General features: G+C 47.0%; 19 protein-coding genes. 12 read left to right on the top strand and 7 right to left on the bottom strand.

Annotated features, from left to right (window positions below; genetic code table 11):
• Positions 1–314: 314 nt before the first annotated feature.
• The 10 genes from H6F94_RS12170 to H6F94_RS12125 all read left to right on the top strand — a co-directional run bounded on the left by H6F94_RS12170 (position 315) and on the right by H6F94_RS12125 (position 7,601).
• Positions 315–1,454 carry a sodium-dependent bicarbonate transport family permease gene (locus tag H6F94_RS12170; protein ID WP_190802516.1) on the top strand — a complete coding sequence of 380 codons (1,140 nt, stop codon included), beginning with the start codon at positions 315–317 and terminating at the stop codon, positions 1,452–1,454.
• 96 nt (positions 1,455–1,550) lie between these two features.
• The gene (locus tag H6F94_RS12165; protein WP_190802515.1) at positions 1,551–1,883 is read left to right on the top strand and encodes a P-II family nitrogen regulator; all 333 of its coding nucleotides are present in this window, start codon (positions 1,551–1,553) and stop codon (positions 1,881–1,883) included.
• 280 nt (positions 1,884–2,163) lie between these two features.
• The gene (locus H6F94_RS12160) at positions 2,164–3,576 is read left to right on the top strand and encodes a cation:proton antiporter (protein ID WP_190802514.1); all 1,413 of its coding nucleotides are present in this window, start codon (positions 2,164–2,166) and stop codon (positions 3,574–3,576) included.
• A gap of 48 nt (positions 3,577–3,624) precedes the next feature.
• On the top strand, positions 3,625–3,984 hold the full coding sequence (locus H6F94_RS12155) for a cation:proton antiporter subunit C (RefSeq protein WP_242041150.1): 360 nt from the start codon (positions 3,625–3,627) through the stop codon (positions 3,982–3,984).
• Positions 3,981–5,423, top strand: coding sequence for a cation:proton antiporter (locus H6F94_RS12150; RefSeq protein ID WP_190802513.1), 1,443 nt, complete (start codon positions 3,981–3,983; stop codon positions 5,421–5,423). Before H6F94_RS12155 ends, H6F94_RS12150 begins: the two co-directional genes overlap by 4 nt.
• Entirely contained in the window at positions 5,420–5,803 is a 384-nt protein-coding gene (locus H6F94_RS12145; protein WP_190802512.1) for a Na+/H+ antiporter subunit E, read from the top strand. Before H6F94_RS12150 ends, H6F94_RS12145 begins: the two co-directional genes overlap by 4 nt.
• Positions 5,800–6,057, top strand: coding sequence for a hypothetical protein (locus H6F94_RS12140; RefSeq protein ID WP_190442083.1), 258 nt, complete (start codon positions 5,800–5,802; stop codon positions 6,055–6,057). Before H6F94_RS12145 ends, H6F94_RS12140 begins: the two co-directional genes overlap by 4 nt.
• Positions 6,054–6,359 carry a monovalent cation/H(+) antiporter subunit G gene (locus tag H6F94_RS12135; RefSeq protein ID WP_190802511.1) on the top strand — a complete coding sequence of 102 codons (306 nt, stop codon included), beginning with the start codon at positions 6,054–6,056 and terminating at the stop codon, positions 6,357–6,359. The genes H6F94_RS12140 and H6F94_RS12135 overlap by 4 nt, the downstream gene beginning before the upstream one ends.
• The gene (locus H6F94_RS12130; protein WP_242041149.1) at positions 6,289–6,942 is read left to right on the top strand and encodes a DUF4040 domain-containing protein; all 654 of its coding nucleotides are present in this window, start codon (positions 6,289–6,291) and stop codon (positions 6,940–6,942) included. The genes H6F94_RS12135 and H6F94_RS12130 overlap by 71 nt, the downstream gene beginning before the upstream one ends.
• Positions 6,939–7,601, top strand: coding sequence for a Na(+)/H(+) antiporter subunit B (locus H6F94_RS12125; RefSeq protein ID WP_190802510.1), 663 nt, complete (start codon positions 6,939–6,941; stop codon positions 7,599–7,601). Before H6F94_RS12130 ends, H6F94_RS12125 begins: the two co-directional genes overlap by 4 nt.
• 106 nt (positions 7,602–7,707) lie before the next feature.
• Here H6F94_RS12125 and H6F94_RS12120 read toward each other — a convergent pair whose 3' ends face one another.
• The 7 genes from H6F94_RS12120 to H6F94_RS12090 all read right to left on the bottom strand — a co-directional run bounded on the left by H6F94_RS12120 (position 7,708) and on the right by H6F94_RS12090 (position 13,727).
• A complete protein-coding gene (locus tag H6F94_RS12120) occupies positions 7,708–7,956 on the bottom strand; it encodes an ISAzo13-like element transposase-related protein (RefSeq protein ID WP_190802509.1) in 249 nt (82 codons plus the stop codon).
• Between the two features lie 615 nt (positions 7,957–8,571).
• Positions 8,572–9,153 carry a hypothetical protein gene (locus H6F94_RS12115; protein WP_190802508.1) on the bottom strand — a complete coding sequence of 194 codons (582 nt, stop codon included), beginning with the start codon at positions 9,151–9,153 and terminating at the stop codon, positions 8,572–8,574.
• A 226-nt stretch (positions 9,154–9,379) separates the two neighbouring features.
• Entirely contained in the window at positions 9,380–10,018 is a 639-nt protein-coding gene (locus tag H6F94_RS12110) for a hypothetical protein (protein ID WP_190802507.1), read from the bottom strand.
• Positions 10,019–10,193: 175 nt separating this feature from the next.
• Complete coding sequence (locus tag H6F94_RS12105) at positions 10,194–11,360, bottom strand: alpha/beta fold hydrolase (protein ID WP_242041148.1); 1,167 nt, start codon at positions 11,358–11,360, stop codon at positions 10,194–10,196.
• 367 nt (positions 11,361–11,727) lie between these two features.
• Positions 11,728–11,889 carry a hypothetical protein gene (locus H6F94_RS32300; protein WP_242041147.1) on the bottom strand — a complete coding sequence of 54 codons (162 nt, stop codon included), beginning with the start codon at positions 11,887–11,889 and terminating at the stop codon, positions 11,728–11,730.
• A 376-nt stretch (positions 11,890–12,265) separates the two neighbouring features.
• Positions 12,266–12,793: a hypothetical protein gene (locus tag H6F94_RS12095; RefSeq protein WP_190802506.1), complete on the bottom strand. Its 528-nt coding sequence runs from the start codon at positions 12,791–12,793 to the stop codon at positions 12,266–12,268.
• Between the two features lie 208 nt (positions 12,794–13,001).
• Entirely contained in the window at positions 13,002–13,727 is a 726-nt protein-coding gene (locus H6F94_RS12090; RefSeq protein WP_190802505.1) for a hypothetical protein, read from the bottom strand.
• Positions 13,728–14,484: 757 nt separating this feature from the next.
• Between H6F94_RS12090 and H6F94_RS12085 the strand changes: the two genes are divergently transcribed.
• Positions 14,485–14,841: a hypothetical protein gene (locus H6F94_RS12085; protein WP_190802504.1), complete on the top strand. Its 357-nt coding sequence runs from the start codon at positions 14,485–14,487 to the stop codon at positions 14,839–14,841.
• 390 nt (positions 14,842–15,231) lie between these two features.
• On the top strand, positions 15,232–15,549 hold the full coding sequence (locus H6F94_RS12080; RefSeq protein ID WP_190802503.1) for a hypothetical protein: 318 nt from the start codon (positions 15,232–15,234) through the stop codon (positions 15,547–15,549).
• Positions 15,550–15,590: the final 41 nt, after the last annotated feature.

Raw genomic sequence — 15,590 nt, 5'->3', positions numbered from 1 at the left:
TCCGTGTATATATAGAGAAAATTCTGTGATCGCAATTTGCACTGATCAGAGATATACGGTTTTTCTGAAAACAAAGGAAAAACTTGTGATTTGAGTTTGAAAGTACTTGGCATATCTATGTAAAGCGATCGCAAATTCGTGCGAAATTAAGGATATGACTTAAGTACATAGAAATTTGGGCCTTAATAAATATTGATCTATAGAAGCTACTGTGGGACAGCGACACCTTCTAGTTGAAGCGCTGCACCCTTACTTCTTAAATCTCAGTTATCCCAATAATCGCTCTTTTTTAGAGGAGCCAGAAGGAGGTATTCGTGGATTTCTTGTCCTTGTTCTTACTGGACTTCGTTAAGCAGTTGCAGTCCCCAACACTCAGCTTTCTGATTGGTGGTATGGTCATTGCCGCCCTTGGTAGCGAATTGGTGATTCCAGAGGCAATTACTCAGATCATCGTCTTCATGCTGCTCATGAAAATCGGTCTGACCGGTGGTCAGGCGATCCGCAATTCCAGCCTAACGGAGATGCTGTTACCCGTAGCGTTTGCTGTAGCGTTAGGAGTTCTCATTGTATTCATCGCGCGCTATACGTTGGCCAAGCTGCCGAAGGTCAACACCGTGGATGCGATTGCGACCGGGGGGTTGTTTGGTGCTGTGAGTGGCTCTACTATGGCCGCCGCCCTGACGGTACTGGAGGGACAAAACATCCCATACGAGGCATGGGCTGGCGCACTCTATCCCTTCATGGATATCCCAGCGCTCGTAACTGCGATTGTGATTGCCAATATTTATCTCAACAAGAAGAAGCGTAGTGCAGCAGGCGAGTCTCTCAGCAAGCAGGAGTATCTCAGCAAGCAGACCGTTGCAGCAGGCGATTATCCCGATCAGCAGGATTATCCCAAAACCCGGCAAGAGTATCTCAGCAAGCAGCAGTCTGCGGATAATCGGGTCAAAATATGGCCGATCGTGGAGGAAAGCCTCCGGGGTCCTGCCCTATCGGCAATGTTGCTTGGCATTGCTCTTGGCATACTCACCCAGCCAGAAAGTGTCTATAAAAGCTTCTACGACCCCCTCTTCCGCGGCTTGCTTTCGATTTTGATGCTGGTTATGGGTATGGAGGCTTGGTCAAGGATTGGCGAACTGCGCAAGGTAGCCCAGTGGTACGTCGTGTATAGCGTGGTGGCACCGCTGGTGCATGGGTTCATCGCCTTCGGTCTCGGTATGATTGCCCACTACACCACAGGATTCAGCCTTGGTGGCGTAGTGGTTCTGGCCGTCATCGCCTCCTCGAGTTCAGACATCTCAGGTCCGCCCACGTTGCGAGCCGGTATCCCGTCGGCCAATCCCTCTGCCTACATCGGTGCCTCCACAGCCATCGGTACACCCATTGCGATCGGCGTGGGAATACCGCTCTTCCTCGGGCTTGCCCAGGCGATCGGCGGCCTAGGCGTCATCTAATCCCAGACGGGTCGTGGTCTGTCGGCCCTCCCTTGACCCGGCAGACTAAGCGACTCATATATAAGATCCATATATCTAGGTAAGGAGGTAACCAACATGGCCAAGCCAGCCAAAAAGCTCGTCATCGTCACGGAAAAGATTCTGCTGAAAAAGATCGCCGATATCATCGAAGAATCCGGGGCAACCGGTTATACGGTTGTAGCAACCGGCGGTAAAGGCAGTCGCAACGTGCGCTCGTCGGGACAACCCAACGTTTCTGACACCAATGCGAATATAAAATTCGAGGTGCTCACCCCGGATCGGGATATGGCCGAGAATATTGCGGATCAGGTCGCAGTGAAGTTTTTCCTCGATTTCGCGGGCATGATCTATATCTGTGACGCGGAGGTACTGTACGGGCACAGTTTCTGTGGACCAGACGGCTGTTGAATCGAGACGACACAGACCTAAATGGCCGGGCCATAACCCCGGCTTTTTGTTGACCGTTATTCAAAACGTTAGTCGATTTAGATGATGCCCAAGTGGAGGAGCTGATTGTGATTCAAGATCATCTCAACACCTATTCGCCCGCGTCACTGATTGACGACTAAGCTTGTCTCGATCTAGGCAACTGCATCCAAAGCATGACCGTCCTTAATTGGTTGCTTTTTTCATAACCCCTGCCGTTTTATGACTCCCCCAAACCCTTAACCTTCATCGCTTTAAACTCATGATTTTGTCTAACATTCTGCCTTCTTTCAGTGAGAGAATTGCCGCTCTCATGGCTCCGCTACCAGTCCTAGCGACCGTTGTTGCTGAGGATTCACCCATTATTCTGTCTGGTGTATTGCTGACGCTGGTAGTGATTTATCTGGCCAGCAAGCTCGGTGCAGAGGTTGCTAGGCGACTGGATTTTCCGCCCGTCTTGGGGGAACTGGTCGCCGGTGTGGTTGTCGGCGTTTCGGCGTTGCACCTAGTAATCTTTCCCGAAGGGGGGTTGTCTGCTTCTGACTCGGTGATTATGACAGCGCTGCAAGGATTGAATCAATTGGCACCGGATGCGCTGACCCGGATCTTTGAGTCGCAAAGTGAAGTGATTTCGGTTCTGGCTGAAATCGGCGTGATTATTCTGCTGTTTGAAATTGGATTGGAATCCGATCTGCGGCAGCTGAAGGAAGTGGGAATTCAAGCCACGGTTGTCGCCTGTGTCGGAGTCGCGGCACCTTTTACGGCAGGCACGGCAGGGTTAATGATGCTCTTTCATGTCGCAGCAATTCCAGCGATTTTTGCGGGGGCTGCGTTAACGGCAACGAGTATCGGCATTACCTCTAAAGTGTTGTCAGAGTTAGGTCAACTCAAATCCAAAGAAGGGCAAATCATTGTTGGCGCGGCGGTGATTGATGATGTTCTCGGCATTATTGTCCTGGCTGTAGTCGCCAGTTTAGCCAAAACAGGTGAGATTGATGTTGCCAATGTCATCTACTTGATTGTCAGCGCTACCGCATTTTTGATTGGATCAATTTTGCTGGGGGGTGTCTTTAACAAAAGTTTTGTGGCGATCGTGGATCAGCTCAAAACCCGTGGAAATATTGTGGTTCCGGCATTTATCTTCGCTTTCTTTATGGCGTTTTTAGGTAATGCTATTCATCTCGAAGCGATTTTGGGTGCCTTTGCAGCGGGTTTGGTACTCGATGAAACTGATGCCCGGAACGAGTTAGATGAATTAATCAAACCGATCGCCGATTTACTAGTACCCATTTTCTTTGTGACGGTGGGAGCGCGTGCTGACCTCGGTGTTTTGAACCCGATGGTACCAGACAATCGGGCGGGACTATGGATTGCTGTCTTTTTGGTGGGAGTGGCGATCATTGGCAAACTGGTGACGGGCTGGGGAGTGTTTGGACTACCCGGAATCAATCGCCTCGCGATCGGGGTTGGGATGATCCCTCGAGGTGAGGTGGGTCTAGTGTTTGCTGGCATCGGTTCAGCTAGCGGCATTTTGGATAAGCCGCTGGAGGTGTCGATTATTATCATGGTGATCTTGACAACTTTTCTGGCTCCACCCTTTTTGCGGGTTGCCTTTGGTTCATCCACTCAGCCCATCTCAGAACTTACCACGCCTGTAGAAGCAGCGAGTGAGTAACGATTTTGCATCGTTTGATCTTGTGTGGCGTGTTTTCTGAAGGTGCTTATGCAGATGTTATTGGAAGAATCTGTGTTAGAAGCTTGTGCTTTAGCCACTATTCTATTGGGGTTCTTCGGCATCATTCTGAAAAAGAACCTGGTCATGAAAATCATCTCTATGGATGTGATGAGTACTGGGGTGATTGCCTACTACATCGTCATAGCAGCGCGAGATGGTTGGTTTACGCCTATTGTTACTGAGGGAACGCCACAAGCCTATGCCGATCCTGTACCTCAGGCGGTCATCCTGACGGCAATTGTTATTGGCTTTTCAATTCAGGCTCTTATGCTGGTCGGTGTGATGAAGCTGTCGCGTGATAATCCCACCTTGGAAAGCAACGAGATTGAGCGGAATCAAACATTATGACAGCCCTTACTTTGTCCTGGATCGGATTTCCGTTTGCGGTGGGTTTTCTGATTTACCTGTTACCTCGCCTCTCGCGATCGCTTGCCCTGGCTGGCACTTTAGTTTCGGTAGCCTATTCCATATGGTTATTTCTTGCATCCGAACCCATTACGCTACGGTTACTGGATAACTTTGGGGTTAGCCTGCTGTTAGATCCGTTAGCAAGTTTCTTTATTTTGACCAATGCTCTCGTTACAACTGCTGTCATTTTTTATTGCTGGCAGAGTGATCGCTCTTCCTTCTTCTTTGCACAAACCCTGATCCTTCACGGTAGTGTGAATGCAGCGTTAATCTGCTCCGATTTAATTAGTTTGTATGTAGCACTAGAGGTTTTGAGTATTGCTGCATTCTTGCTCATTACTTATCCAAGAACAGATCGATCGATCTGGGTTGGACTGCGCTATTTATTCATCAGTAACATCGCGATGCTGTTCTATTTGGTGGGAGCAGTACTGGTTTATAAGGCCCATCATTCCTTTGGTTTTGAAGGATTACGGGGAGCACCTTATGAAGCGATCGCCCTCATTTTTTTAGGTCTGCTGACTAAAGCAGGCATATTTGTATCAGGACTCTGGCTCCCGCTCACCCACTCTGAGTCAGAATCGCCCGTTTCAGCCCTGATGTCTGGGATGGTGGTCAAGGCAGGGGTGCTGCCGATGGTGCGTTTCGCCCTTTTTCTAGAAGAGATGGACCCAATTGTGCGTTTTTTTGGGGTAGGAACGGCACTGTTGGGGGTGTTCTATGCGGTCTTTGAGAAGGATGTAAAACGGATGCTGGCATTCCATACGGTGTCGCAGTTGGGCTTCATCCTAGCGGCTCCAGAGGTTGGCGGGTTCTATGCCCTAACCCACGGGTTGGTAAAGGCTTCTCTGTTTCTTCAAGCGGGAAAACTGCCCAGCCGCAGTTTCAAAGAGCTGAACCAGCGATCGCTCCATACTCCTCTTTGGATTGCCCTCGTGATTGCCAGCTTCTCAATTTCAGGATTTCCTTTGCTGTCGGGTTTTGGGGCAAAGGTGTTAACCATGAAGAATTTGCTGCCCTGGCAGGTGATTGCGATGAACGTTGCAGCTTTAGGAACATCTATTTCGTTTGCGAAGTTCATCTTTTTGCCTCATAAAAACCTAAATGAGTCAGAGCGGCCATCTCTTCAACCGGGTTTTTGGGCTGCGATGGTGCTGCTTCTGGGTGGATTGTTCGCGGCTAACGTTGTGTATTACGAGGCATATACCTTCGCAAATACTGTGAAGCCTTTAGGCACCATCTTCCTGGGGTGGATTCTTTACCTGGCAATTTTCCGGCAGGTGGTTCTGAAACTACCCCGTGTTCTGGAGGAATTTGAACATCTAGTCGGGGTTATGGCCCTAAGTTTAGTCGCGCTCTTCTGGATGGCAATGGCATGATTGCACATATCATTTTTCGATTGGTAATCTGGTTCTTGCTAACGGCTAACCTGAGTGTGGCAAATATCATCATTGGTGTGAGCGTTGCATTACTGTTACCTCGCGGCGCAACTTCACCCACACGGCTGAAGGAGTTGCTACGAGCAATATGGAAAATTGTTCGAGCCATTCCCCAAGCCTACTCGGAAGCCATTCAACTGATTTTGCAACCCCATACTCAAGAAGAAATCGTGATGGAGCGGGTTAAGACGAGGCGAACACCTGGCCTTATCTTCCTGGATATATTTCTAATTACCTTTACCCCTAAAACCACCGTCTTGAAGTATCACGAAGACGGCTGGTACGAAGTTCATCGCGTATGTAGGAGGAAACAGCCATGATTCTCAATCTGGCGTTAATGGCAATGATTGTGGCGCTGCTGATTCCTCTCTACGAAGCATGGAAGGATGAGGACATTTGGCAAACCATGCTGGCATTTTCTAGTGTGGCAACGAAAGCTGCAGTGATGATTCTGCTGATTTCGGTATTGCGGGATGACTGGATGCTGGGTGTTGCAGGTGTCATCATCCTGAGTGTGGGAGATGCCGGATTTATGCTGCTGGCCCATATTCTCAAGCGAATGGGGGATTCATGATTAAGCTGTTGAGCTACGTCTGTATTGGAGTTGGGTTAATCTTCTGGTTCTGGGGTACCTCGTCTCTGTTGACTCGGCGATCGGTGCTGTTCAAACTCCACAACCTTTCGGTATCAGACACTTTGGGGTCGATTAGCATCATTACAGGTCTGCTCCTACTCCGCCCCCGTGAGTGGCCGCTCCTGCTCCTGGCAATTCTTTCCCTAGTCCTATGGAATACGATGCTGGGCTATGTCCTGGCCTATTGCTCCAGCAGCAGTCCCAGCCGTACCCTCAATTTTAGGAGGCGTAGTGATGGATAGCTATGTTTATATCATTGTTGCACTGTTGCCCCTGGCCGCTGCAATGGTTATCTTTCAAACGAACCCTTACCATGCTCTCGTGATTCGGGGCATTTTGGGGGCGATCGCCGCCCTTGTTTACACGGTGCTGGGTGCTCCAGATGTGGCTTTAACCGAAGCATTGGTGGGAACGTTGTTAGCGATTAGCCTATATGCGGTGGCTGTGCGATCGTCCTTGGTGTTGCGGTTGGGGGTATTAAAAGATGAGGCTGTTACTGGCAACTTAACGGAATCTCCCCCAAAACATTCCTTCCGCCAACTACTGGAAGATCTGCGCGCTGTATTTGGCAAGCATTATATGCGAGTCGAACTCGTACCTTACATGGACGAGGAAGAGCTGCACCAAGCCCTTTTAGACAAGGATGTACATGCTATTTGTGCCTATACGGAGCCTTTAGAAGGGAAATCACAGACCAAAGCAATGCCCCCCTATACAACAACGACACGTCTCCCTCGTATCCACGAGATTTTGCAAGCCGAAATGGTTTCTGTCCCTGTACGGCTTAGTCACAACAGCTCATCAAAATCGGAGATAAAGGGATGAAATGGATTTATATTGTTGCAGGAATTGCATTTTTCTTCAAAATGCTATTTTTGTCTGAAAATCCAGCTCCTACCTTACCGTTCTCCATCGTCGATGCGGTGGTCCAGGATAGCGGCATACCGAATGCGGTTTCAGGTATTATCTTGCGTAATCGCCTGTATGACACGATTTTTGAAGTGGTTGTTTTTACAATCGCCATCATGGGAACTAAGTATCTCCTATCCAATGAACGGCCACCTAAAAAGGTCTACCAATTTAGCGACGAATCTTCCATGATTCTGGCGCGGTTGGGGGCAACCATATCTGCCTTGGTGGGAGTTGAATTAGCGATTCGTGGACATCTTAGTCCAGGAGGAGGCTTTGCGGCTGGAGTAGCTGGGGGAACGGCAATCGGACTGATTGCCATGACCTCATCTACGGAATGGATGCAGGGAATTTATCAGCGTTGGCACGCCGCTGTCTGGGAAAAGATATCAGTGCTCGTATTTATTTTACTGTCCGTGATAACGCTATCCGGATTTGAACTTCCCCACGGTGATTTCGGCGCTCTGCTGAGTGGTGGAATTTTGCCAATTTTGAATATTTTGGTAGCAATCAAAGTAGCTTTGGGATCGTGGGCCGTCGTTCTCATATTTATTCGCTATAGAGGGTTGTTATAGGTACATTCATGCTTTGCACCAGAACCGGAACTGTTGTTTTTTCATCACTTAGAATCATGGATTAAATAAAATACAATTTTCAGTTTTGCGGTTTTGCTGTGTAATTTCATTTAGGTAAGTGTTCATCAAAGACAATTTCCATTGTTTCCTTAAACCCTTGTGTCACCTTCCGTCCTGTTTCATAAACCTTATCCAAAAGGGTGGTAAATACGGTAAGACCTGTTCGGGTCTTTGCTTTTGCCATCAAATCTTGAACCATTTCAACGCTGTGGAATACAACCCCTTGATAACTATTATTGGACTGAAAGTTTCCGTATAACACCCTTATAGTAGTGGTTAGGCAGATGATTTCCATGTAACACCCTAAAATCAGGTAGATAGGCAGAATCTTTCCACATAATGTAGCAATTCAGCCAAACAGGTAGAATCTTTCTGCATATTTTCAGATTCAGTGCATTTGTGTTGACAAGTTTCGAGGTTGAGGCATTCCTCCCTCATCTGGCCATGTAATCTCACAAGCCTGGCCGGGGTCAAACTAAACTTTAGTGAATGGAGAGGGTGTGATGAGAGCAGGCACAGAAATTCCCTACTGTTTTCTCAAGTGAAAGGCTCCGGGGTACGGTGCTCTTAATCATCTGACAAACAAGTCTCATTTCAGCTTTCAAAACTGAACTGAAATACTCGCCCCAGCATAGCTGTCGTTTTTCTGCCTGGGTAGGAAGAGATTCAGTATTGCTGGGGTCGGGGTACTCGTGGTCGAAATCTGCAGAATAGGGACAAAATCAGACATGCAGAGTGTTCTCTCTTAATCATTTTCTTCAGAAGAGTTTCTCATCCAATAGTGCGTCAATAACGCAACTGCTGCCCAACGATTGCGTTCAGCGGCAGCAAAAGAACTCAAAGGGTAGACGAATAGCCTTTCAACTGTTCGTTGCAACGCGATTGTTGTACGGTTACAACCAGCAATTGTCTATGCTATAAAATCTCCATCGTCATCGCTGTCCTGTTTACTTTGCTGTAACTGTTGTACTTCATCCTCTCTAACCTCAAGCCACACACCAAATCGTCCCGACTTAACATCTTCTAACCGATATGAAATTTGCTGAACAACTTTTGTCCCACTCAATCCATCGGCTGCCGACAATGTAAAGACTAGCCGTTTTTCGTTTTGACAAGCAGAAGACAATTTCTCCAAAATCTGTACTCCCTCATCAGTAGCGAATACATAGGCAGTTCGAAGCCCCCAAGGATTATGCGATTCGTGTTTTGGAGCTAAGGCAGGGAGAGAATCTCTCCTGAGTTGAGCACTATGGAGTGTGAAGAATCTCCCAGTAGTATCTCGTTCAACCAGAGCCAGACTTGCTTGAATATCTGTTGCTTGTCTTCTGCTTCGATTCATTACTTTAATTAGCAGACTTCCTTTCTTCTTATTGAAAACTATATTTTTAGAAATAATAATTCTCGGCTTCGCTAGCAACAGGACATACCAGAAAGCCCAGGATGACAAAATACCAACTAGAAGACCTATAAGTTGGCTGAAGAAAAATTCCACTGGATTTCCTCACACTGATTGATCTAGAAATTGCCTTTAAATTACCACCACAACCACTCTTCAACTAATTTTCACTCAATACCAACGAGAAGCCCTTGACTATTGCCACGATCCGCAACCTAAGCAATACAACGACCCCGTTCACCCGCCGCAACAAACTCTCAGACTCAACTAATCAATTTTGTACGGTCGGTGTGCAACGGGATTGTTATGCTGTACATACAGATCAAGACTCCTCTTTCTCAATAAATTTTTGTATCTCTGCAAAATTTCTACCTGTCAATGTCTCAAATTCTCGCCATAACGAGCCGTGATTTAAGTCGCGTCTCATCAACTCAATTAGATCTGTGCGTGGTCCTTTGGTTAAATCTTTAGCACTTATTTCCTTCTGCAAGTACTTACCAATTTTTCTTCGGAGAGCGAAAACAGCTTCTCTTGTATCCGGTGACATGCAAAGACTCGCATCGCTATATCCCCATGTATTTAACTTTTCGGCAAGTTCTCTAGCTTTATTCTCATTGATTTCGTTGACGCGGTATTGGGATAATTGTTCAAGTGCCACAAAGATATCAGGATATGTGCGAAGTCTCATCTTGTATAGCGTTAGTTCTCGCTGACTGTTGAGTTCTAGTATCCATTTATTTTCTTCATGCCTGATACGTCGTTCCTCAAGTTCAATGGTCTTTTGCCATTTTTCGCGTTCTAATTCCATTGTTCTTTCCCATTTGACTCTTTCAAACTCTAAACTTCTCCTCCATTTCTCCTTTTCAGATCGCTCGCGGAAGAAGCTAACGAGTGCTGTAAGGATTGCAGCAAAAAATGTAAACAGCGCACCTATTAAGGCAACATTTGTAGCAATGTCCATGTTTAGGATAATTATCAATATGTTACAAGTAGCTTTGTACTTTCCGCACCAGGAGACTTGGCAGCATAACTTTCCTGTTCAGCGGCGGCTAAACTTTGCTGCAACACCCCAAAGGCTTGATACCGTCCGTTGCACCAGATTTGTGATGCCGTGCCTCAATCGAAGACTCATAACTTTAGACGCTCTCAATCAACTGTTGGACTGCACTAACAACCAATTCAGGTTGATCCAGTTGCACAAGATGTCCACTATTTTCTGCAATGATACGTTGGCTATTTGACGATAATTTGGTCAAGTCTAGCTGAAGTGATGCCCATTTCTGGAATCTTTCATCACTCATCTTTGAATCTTTAGAACCTTGGCTCAACACAATCAAAGGCAGGCTGCCCAGTGATCTAACTGATTGAACTTCCTCAAAGCTCTTTTTTATATTGGCCAGTTCACTGGATGTGGTTGCCCAATAGTCGGGACGGTAACAGAAGGTTTTATAGGTATCAAATAAGGTTTGTACTGCCAGTGGATATTTTTGAATTTCTCGCTTAATGTCCTCAAGAATTGGCAACAGATTCATCTCCCCGATTAATCGCAGCACTCCAACTTGACTGACAACTCTCAAAACCTGATAAAGCCAAGACTGCATTTTTATGCGCCTCCACATTTCGGATGTCATCTGATTTTCATGGGAAGAATCGACTAACACTAATCCGATCACATCTTCTGGATATTGACTTGCATACAGCCGCATATTGACTCCACCTAATGAGTGCCCAACTAAAATGTAGGGAGGATTAATTCCAGCCTTAGTCAAAAGTGAATGCAATTCATCAACGTTCTGCTGACTGGTGCGGGAGCTTCCGGGATTGGGATCGCTCCAACCCAACCCCGCTCGATCATAAGTGCAAACTCGGGTAAATTTAGCAATTTCAGATGGAACCAAGCCCCATGTAATTGAGGGAGCACCACCACCAGCGTCCATAACAACCGTTGTTATACCCTGCCCAATACAGTTGAGATGTAGACGAAATCCCCCAATATCAACAAGTTCACCCTGTGGAGGATGTCTGCGTCGGTCCAAGGCTTCACTCACTGCCTGATAGAAAATCCCTGTAAGTAATGAGATCGCGATAATACTTAGAGTAAGCATAGCCAAATTTTCCGTAATTGTTATAGCAAATTTTACAGATTCATACTGCTGCATCCTCGTCACGTATTCCATCTCGCTTGCCTCCAGCGCCATGGAGTGAGAGCGGCAAGTGCCTTCTGCTTCGTTCAGCCAGCTCTTGCTAACCCAAGGTTGACCGTATTCATCAATCTCTTCCACAGGGAAAACCTCACCGACCATAGATTCGACGTCCGCGCGTTCATCGGGCGGTAGCCTATTGAACTAGTCGCTGGACAGGTGCAGTACGTGCATAAGCGAGCCAACAGCAACGACCTTGCCATTCCTATCGATGGGTTGACCTGGAAGCTGCTTCACGGCGCCTAACAGCTCAAATCAGCGGCGGCAGATAACTTCAAACCCAGCACTAGCGACTCTCAACCGTCCGCTGCATTTGCATTGTTATACCGTGTTCCCAACGACAAGACTGCGATCTCTTAATTCCTACGGCATAAACAGCCGACCAACTCCCTTATACTGATCAATGTCTACGGCAATCTCAATAAGGTGGTCAACACATTGCTCTCGATAATCAGCTTCACTAGGGCGATCAAGACTTCCAATTGTTAATACTGGAAACGAATTTTTCAGTATTCTCCTCACGCATAACCTGTTCAAGCAAATCTTCACCCTTCATATGTCGGTTAGCTGCAAGGATCAGCATCTGGTGTTCTTGAGCATAAAGCCAGGCTGCGCGATCGCTACTTTCCATTAACAGCCTAACTTCTCTAAAAGTGACAAATTGGATGCATATGAATTCAAGTCAACCCAGTTTTGTCAATGTACCGAGAAAAATAAGCGCGTAGCCGTCTAGATTGTAGTCAACCAAGAAAGTCATTGGTTTTGTGCGGCATTTCGTCTCGCTTTCTGTTCCTCTAGTTTTGCCCAAATCGCTTCCTTTCCAATCATAAAGGCTAGTGCGTGTACCCGCGATTGTCAGTCCATGTTCTGTACAAATGATTGTTGCTTGTTCACTCGACATTGAAGTCATAAGCTTCGCCTTCGAGAAGATATTTTTATAGTACCTCAATGACAAAAGCAGGGTGAGCAGCGCTCACCCTGTTATTATCAAATAAAAATCTAGCTACTCAGCATCGATTCGGTGGATAAACATATCCCTCGATCCTGGCGCGAACATATCCCGCAGCCCTAGAGTCTCTGATACCTTCTCTAGTTGGAGTAGTGAAATTATCACCTCTTTGTTCACTCCAGTAAAGATAAATTGGAATCGTTCCTGGTTGCTGAGTGGGGAATATGTACCCTTCGGTTCTGACAAAGACATATCCTGCATCCCTAGCACTTGCAGCACCTTGTCTGGTTGCAGCAGTAAAATTGTCACCTCTCTGCTCACTCCAATAGAGATTGAAAGGAACTGCTCCTTCCTCTTGGCTAGTAAGGATACACGCTTCGACACCAATGCTACTGTAACCAGAACTAACAGCGTCTCTTCGACCTTGCTGCGTAGCAGTTACGAAGTTGTCTTCCCTTTGGGCACTCCAATACAGTGACAACGGTTTTAATCTTGACGCTTGTGCAATGGCTGAGCCAACAACTGTAGAAATTATGGCAAAATTTGCCAAGGCGAGAACTAAAGCTTTTCCAGGCAAAGTGAGCATTTGAATTACTCCTGATTACAGATATTGCTCGAACTATTTCAATTCGCGATTCTTCACAGACAATCCCATCTCAAACTTGACTTCTCACAATTTCCCACCGATCACCCAGCGGCATAACGATTGAGCTCACCCGCCCCTGGAAGGCGAAGCGTAACGCAGACTGTAGGCGGTCGGGTGCAGCACCTTGTTCGGCGGCTGTTAGTCGCTTTCAGGACGGGAAGTGCTCATACCAATGCGGTTTGAGTTGCCTTGATGTGTAGAAATAGTCAATCATCGCTTTGACAGACGGTAGAACGAAAGGCACAGGCTCACTTACGAGTTTGCTCCAAATGGACTGATTAGAATAGCCAACGTGCTGTCTATCCATCGTTTTCATATGAATAATATTGTTTCGTAGCTCTTCCAGAGCAACGAAATCTTGCCACACCTTTGTTCCCTTTGGCGAAGTAATTCCAGTGATGCCTGGCAAAATATCTCTAAGTTTTGTCTGTAAGCTCAATGACCGCTCGATTTGCGATTTATTGAAGACCTCGCTGCATTTGGATTTGGTGATTGTGTGAACGAAGTCATCTGGTATCTCTTCGTTAGCGAACGCCTCAAGCGCGGTATAGGCAAAAACTACTGACGCCATTACGTCCTCCAAATACGAGAAAATATCCTCATCAGGAAGGCTGTGCGAATCTGGGCCGGAAGAAAATGTTTGTGAAGTAACGCGAGCCGATTCGTAGTGCCTCTTGGACAAGTTAAAGAACAAAGCCGTTGCATTTGGAATTGGAAAAGTAACCCGATTAGCTTTGTAATCTATTTCAGCAACTCCTTTTCCAATCGCTCCGATTGGCAAGAGAGTATTGCTGCCTGGCAATATGGTCGGAGCCGCAAGCCGCACTACAATCTGACAGCGCCAATCTGCTTCTGTGAAGTCATTCTCTCCCATTGCAATCCTTTAGCCTCGAATTAGCCAGTCTATCGAACTTGCAGGATTCAACCAAGCCACGCGTAGCTGCCGAACTAATATTGGACTGAAAGTTTCCATATAACATCCTCATAGTGGTGATTAGGCAGATGATTTTCGTATGACATCCTAAAATCAGGTAGATAGGCAGAATCTTTCCACATAATGTACCAATTCAGCCGACTAGGCAGAATCTTTCCACATATTTTCGGATCCAGTACATTGGTGTTGACAAGTTTTGAGGTTGAGGCATTCCTCACTCAGTGAATGGATAGGGTGTGATGATGAGATCAGGCACAGAAATTCCCTACTGCTTAGGCGAAAGGCTTCGGGAAGCGAGGCTCCTAATCACCTGATAAACGAGTCTCGTTTCAGCTTTCAAAACTGAGCTGAGATCCTCATCCCAGCCTAGCTGTCGTTTTTCTGACTGGCTAGGAAGAGACTCAGTTAAGTGGAATGAGACTGAAGCTAGGTTTCGGTGCTTACTTTGCTCGGTTCGCTGCAACACAGGGATCTTTTTTGGGTTACCCCCTTGACTCCGGAATCCAGTCCCTGCTACTTTCCATGACAGGCAACTGGACCCCTAGGCGTCCCCCAGGGTCTTACTCAAACTCTGGGGAACTAACCGTCAGGTTGTTCATCGCAACCTGGCGGCTAGGGGGCAGTTTAACATTTGCCTTCCTTGGCCCTGAATAGGGTCACAGGATCTCATTGCCCTCAAAATTTTGGAGTCCTTTCCATGCACCTTACCCAGGTGTTGCAACCGCAGCTTTGCATTTCCCTACTTCAGGTCGCCCGTTTCTTAGGCATTCCCAAATCGCGCATCTGCCGCATCGAACACTGGACGCATGTCTTGTTCGTTCATCGCGCCGATCAGGGCGGTCAGTTCATCAGCTATCGCAAATTCGCCGCTTGGAGCGAAGCTTGCGCCCGCACCATCCTCAGTTGCAACGATTTACGCTTGCTCGAATGGGTGGGACACGTGATTAAAAGCGAAGTTCAGCGCTTTACCTACCCCGAAGACGTTCTAGTCTACTGGCGGCATCTCTGGCATCGGCGCTATCGAGAACTTCAACCGCAGCAATCAACCGCCTGAACACAGAACCAAAATTCCGCTCCTGGGTAGGAAAGACTCATCCGCTATTGCCAAATTTCTGTGTTCGCGCTGGGAGAGTCCATCGTCTTGATTGAAATTTGCCTGCTGGCATTGAAATTTTGCTATTCGAGACCGAAACTTCGCTACTCAAGACCAAAAGTTCGCTAATTTCAAGCAAATTTCGCTAATTCTAAGCAAATTTTGCTGCTCAGATTAGGAAAATAAATCGTTCGGAGCAAAGTTTGTCTAATCGGGACTGAAAGTTTGTTAATCGAGAGCGAAATTTCGCTAATTCTAAGCAAATTTCGCTAATTCTAAGCAAAGTTTCGTTCTTCTGATTTGGAAATCTTATAGCCCCTGCCTGAGTTCAGCTCTCAACCTGAAAACCTCATGTCCTCTCAAACTCGTCTTGCTCTGTGGGACTACATCGTCCGTCGCCTCCAACTCCCCGCTCAGCTCAAACTGATTTTGCTCGTGATCGCCAACTACATCGAAGCCAACGGCGCTCAATCGCGAGTCACGCTTGGCCTGCTCAGCCGCGATACCAGCCTGGAACCCGAAGCGCTGCGGTCCTTGCTCTTGAGCCTCGAAGCCCGAGACCTGGTGAGCAAAGTCCTAGTCTATCCAGAAGGCCGTGGCTCCATCATTCCGCTCTACAGCCTTTCTCCCAGCCTACTGCGAGCAATCCAAAGCCCTAAAGGAGAATAATCACAGACTTTTCGCATAGCCTTGGGTTCGTCGCAAGCGAG

Origin of the sequence: Leptolyngbya sp. FACHB-261, assembly GCF_014696065.1 — a bacterium.
GTDB lineage: Bacteria > Cyanobacteriota > Cyanobacteriia > FACHB-261 > FACHB-261 > FACHB-261.
The sequence above is the reverse complement of the archived record's forward strand: the minus strand, read 5'-3'. Positions and strand labels throughout refer to the sequence as shown.

What these genes read in the sequence shown, in the direction of transcription:
- H6F94_RS12125 (WP_190802510.1), top strand. Translation starts at nt 6,939, where the DNA reads ATGAAATGGATTTATATTGTTGCAGGAATTGCATTTTTCTTCAAAATG.
- H6F94_RS12140 (WP_190442083.1), top strand. Translation starts at nt 5,800, where the DNA reads ATGATTCTCAATCTGGCGTTAATGGCAATGATTGTGGCGCTGCTGATT.
- H6F94_RS12105 (WP_242041148.1), bottom strand. Translation starts at nt 11,360, where the DNA reads ATGGTCGGTGAGGTTTTCCCTGTGGAAGAGATTGATGAATACGGTCAA.
- H6F94_RS12160 (WP_190802514.1), top strand. Translation starts at nt 2,164, where the DNA reads ATGATTTTGTCTAACATTCTGCCTTCTTTCAGTGAGAGAATTGCCGCT.
- H6F94_RS32300 (WP_242041147.1), bottom strand. Translation starts at nt 11,889, where the DNA reads ATGGAAAGTAGCGATCGCGCAGCCTGGCTTTATGCTCAAGAACACCAG.
- H6F94_RS12085 (WP_190802504.1), top strand. Translation starts at nt 14,485, where the DNA reads ATGCACCTTACCCAGGTGTTGCAACCGCAGCTTTGCATTTCCCTACTT.
- H6F94_RS12110 (WP_190802507.1), bottom strand. Translation starts at nt 10,018, where the DNA reads ATGGACATTGCTACAAATGTTGCCTTAATAGGTGCGCTGTTTACATTT.
- H6F94_RS12145 (WP_190802512.1), top strand. Translation starts at nt 5,420, where the DNA reads ATGATTGCACATATCATTTTTCGATTGGTAATCTGGTTCTTGCTAACG.
- H6F94_RS12130 (WP_242041149.1), top strand. Translation starts at nt 6,289, where the DNA reads ATGTCCTGGCCTATTGCTCCAGCAGCAGTCCCAGCCGTACCCTCAATT.
- H6F94_RS12155 (WP_242041150.1), top strand. Translation starts at nt 3,625, where the DNA reads ATGCAGATGTTATTGGAAGAATCTGTGTTAGAAGCTTGTGCTTTAGCC.
- H6F94_RS12090 (WP_190802505.1), bottom strand. Translation starts at nt 13,727, where the DNA reads ATGGGAGAGAATGACTTCACAGAAGCAGATTGGCGCTGTCAGATTGTA.
- H6F94_RS12080 (WP_190802503.1), top strand. Translation starts at nt 15,232, where the DNA reads ATGTCCTCTCAAACTCGTCTTGCTCTGTGGGACTACATCGTCCGTCGC.
- H6F94_RS12120 (WP_190802509.1), bottom strand. Translation starts at nt 7,956, where the DNA reads ATGGAAATCATCTGCCTAACCACTACTATAAGGGTGTTATACGGAAAC.
- H6F94_RS12135 (WP_190802511.1), top strand. Translation starts at nt 6,054, where the DNA reads ATGATTAAGCTGTTGAGCTACGTCTGTATTGGAGTTGGGTTAATCTTC.
- H6F94_RS12095 (WP_190802506.1), bottom strand. Translation starts at nt 12,793, where the DNA reads ATGCTCACTTTGCCTGGAAAAGCTTTAGTTCTCGCCTTGGCAAATTTT.
- H6F94_RS12150 (WP_190802513.1), top strand. Translation starts at nt 3,981, where the DNA reads ATGACAGCCCTTACTTTGTCCTGGATCGGATTTCCGTTTGCGGTGGGT.
- H6F94_RS12165 (WP_190802515.1), top strand. Translation starts at nt 1,551, where the DNA reads ATGGCCAAGCCAGCCAAAAAGCTCGTCATCGTCACGGAAAAGATTCTG.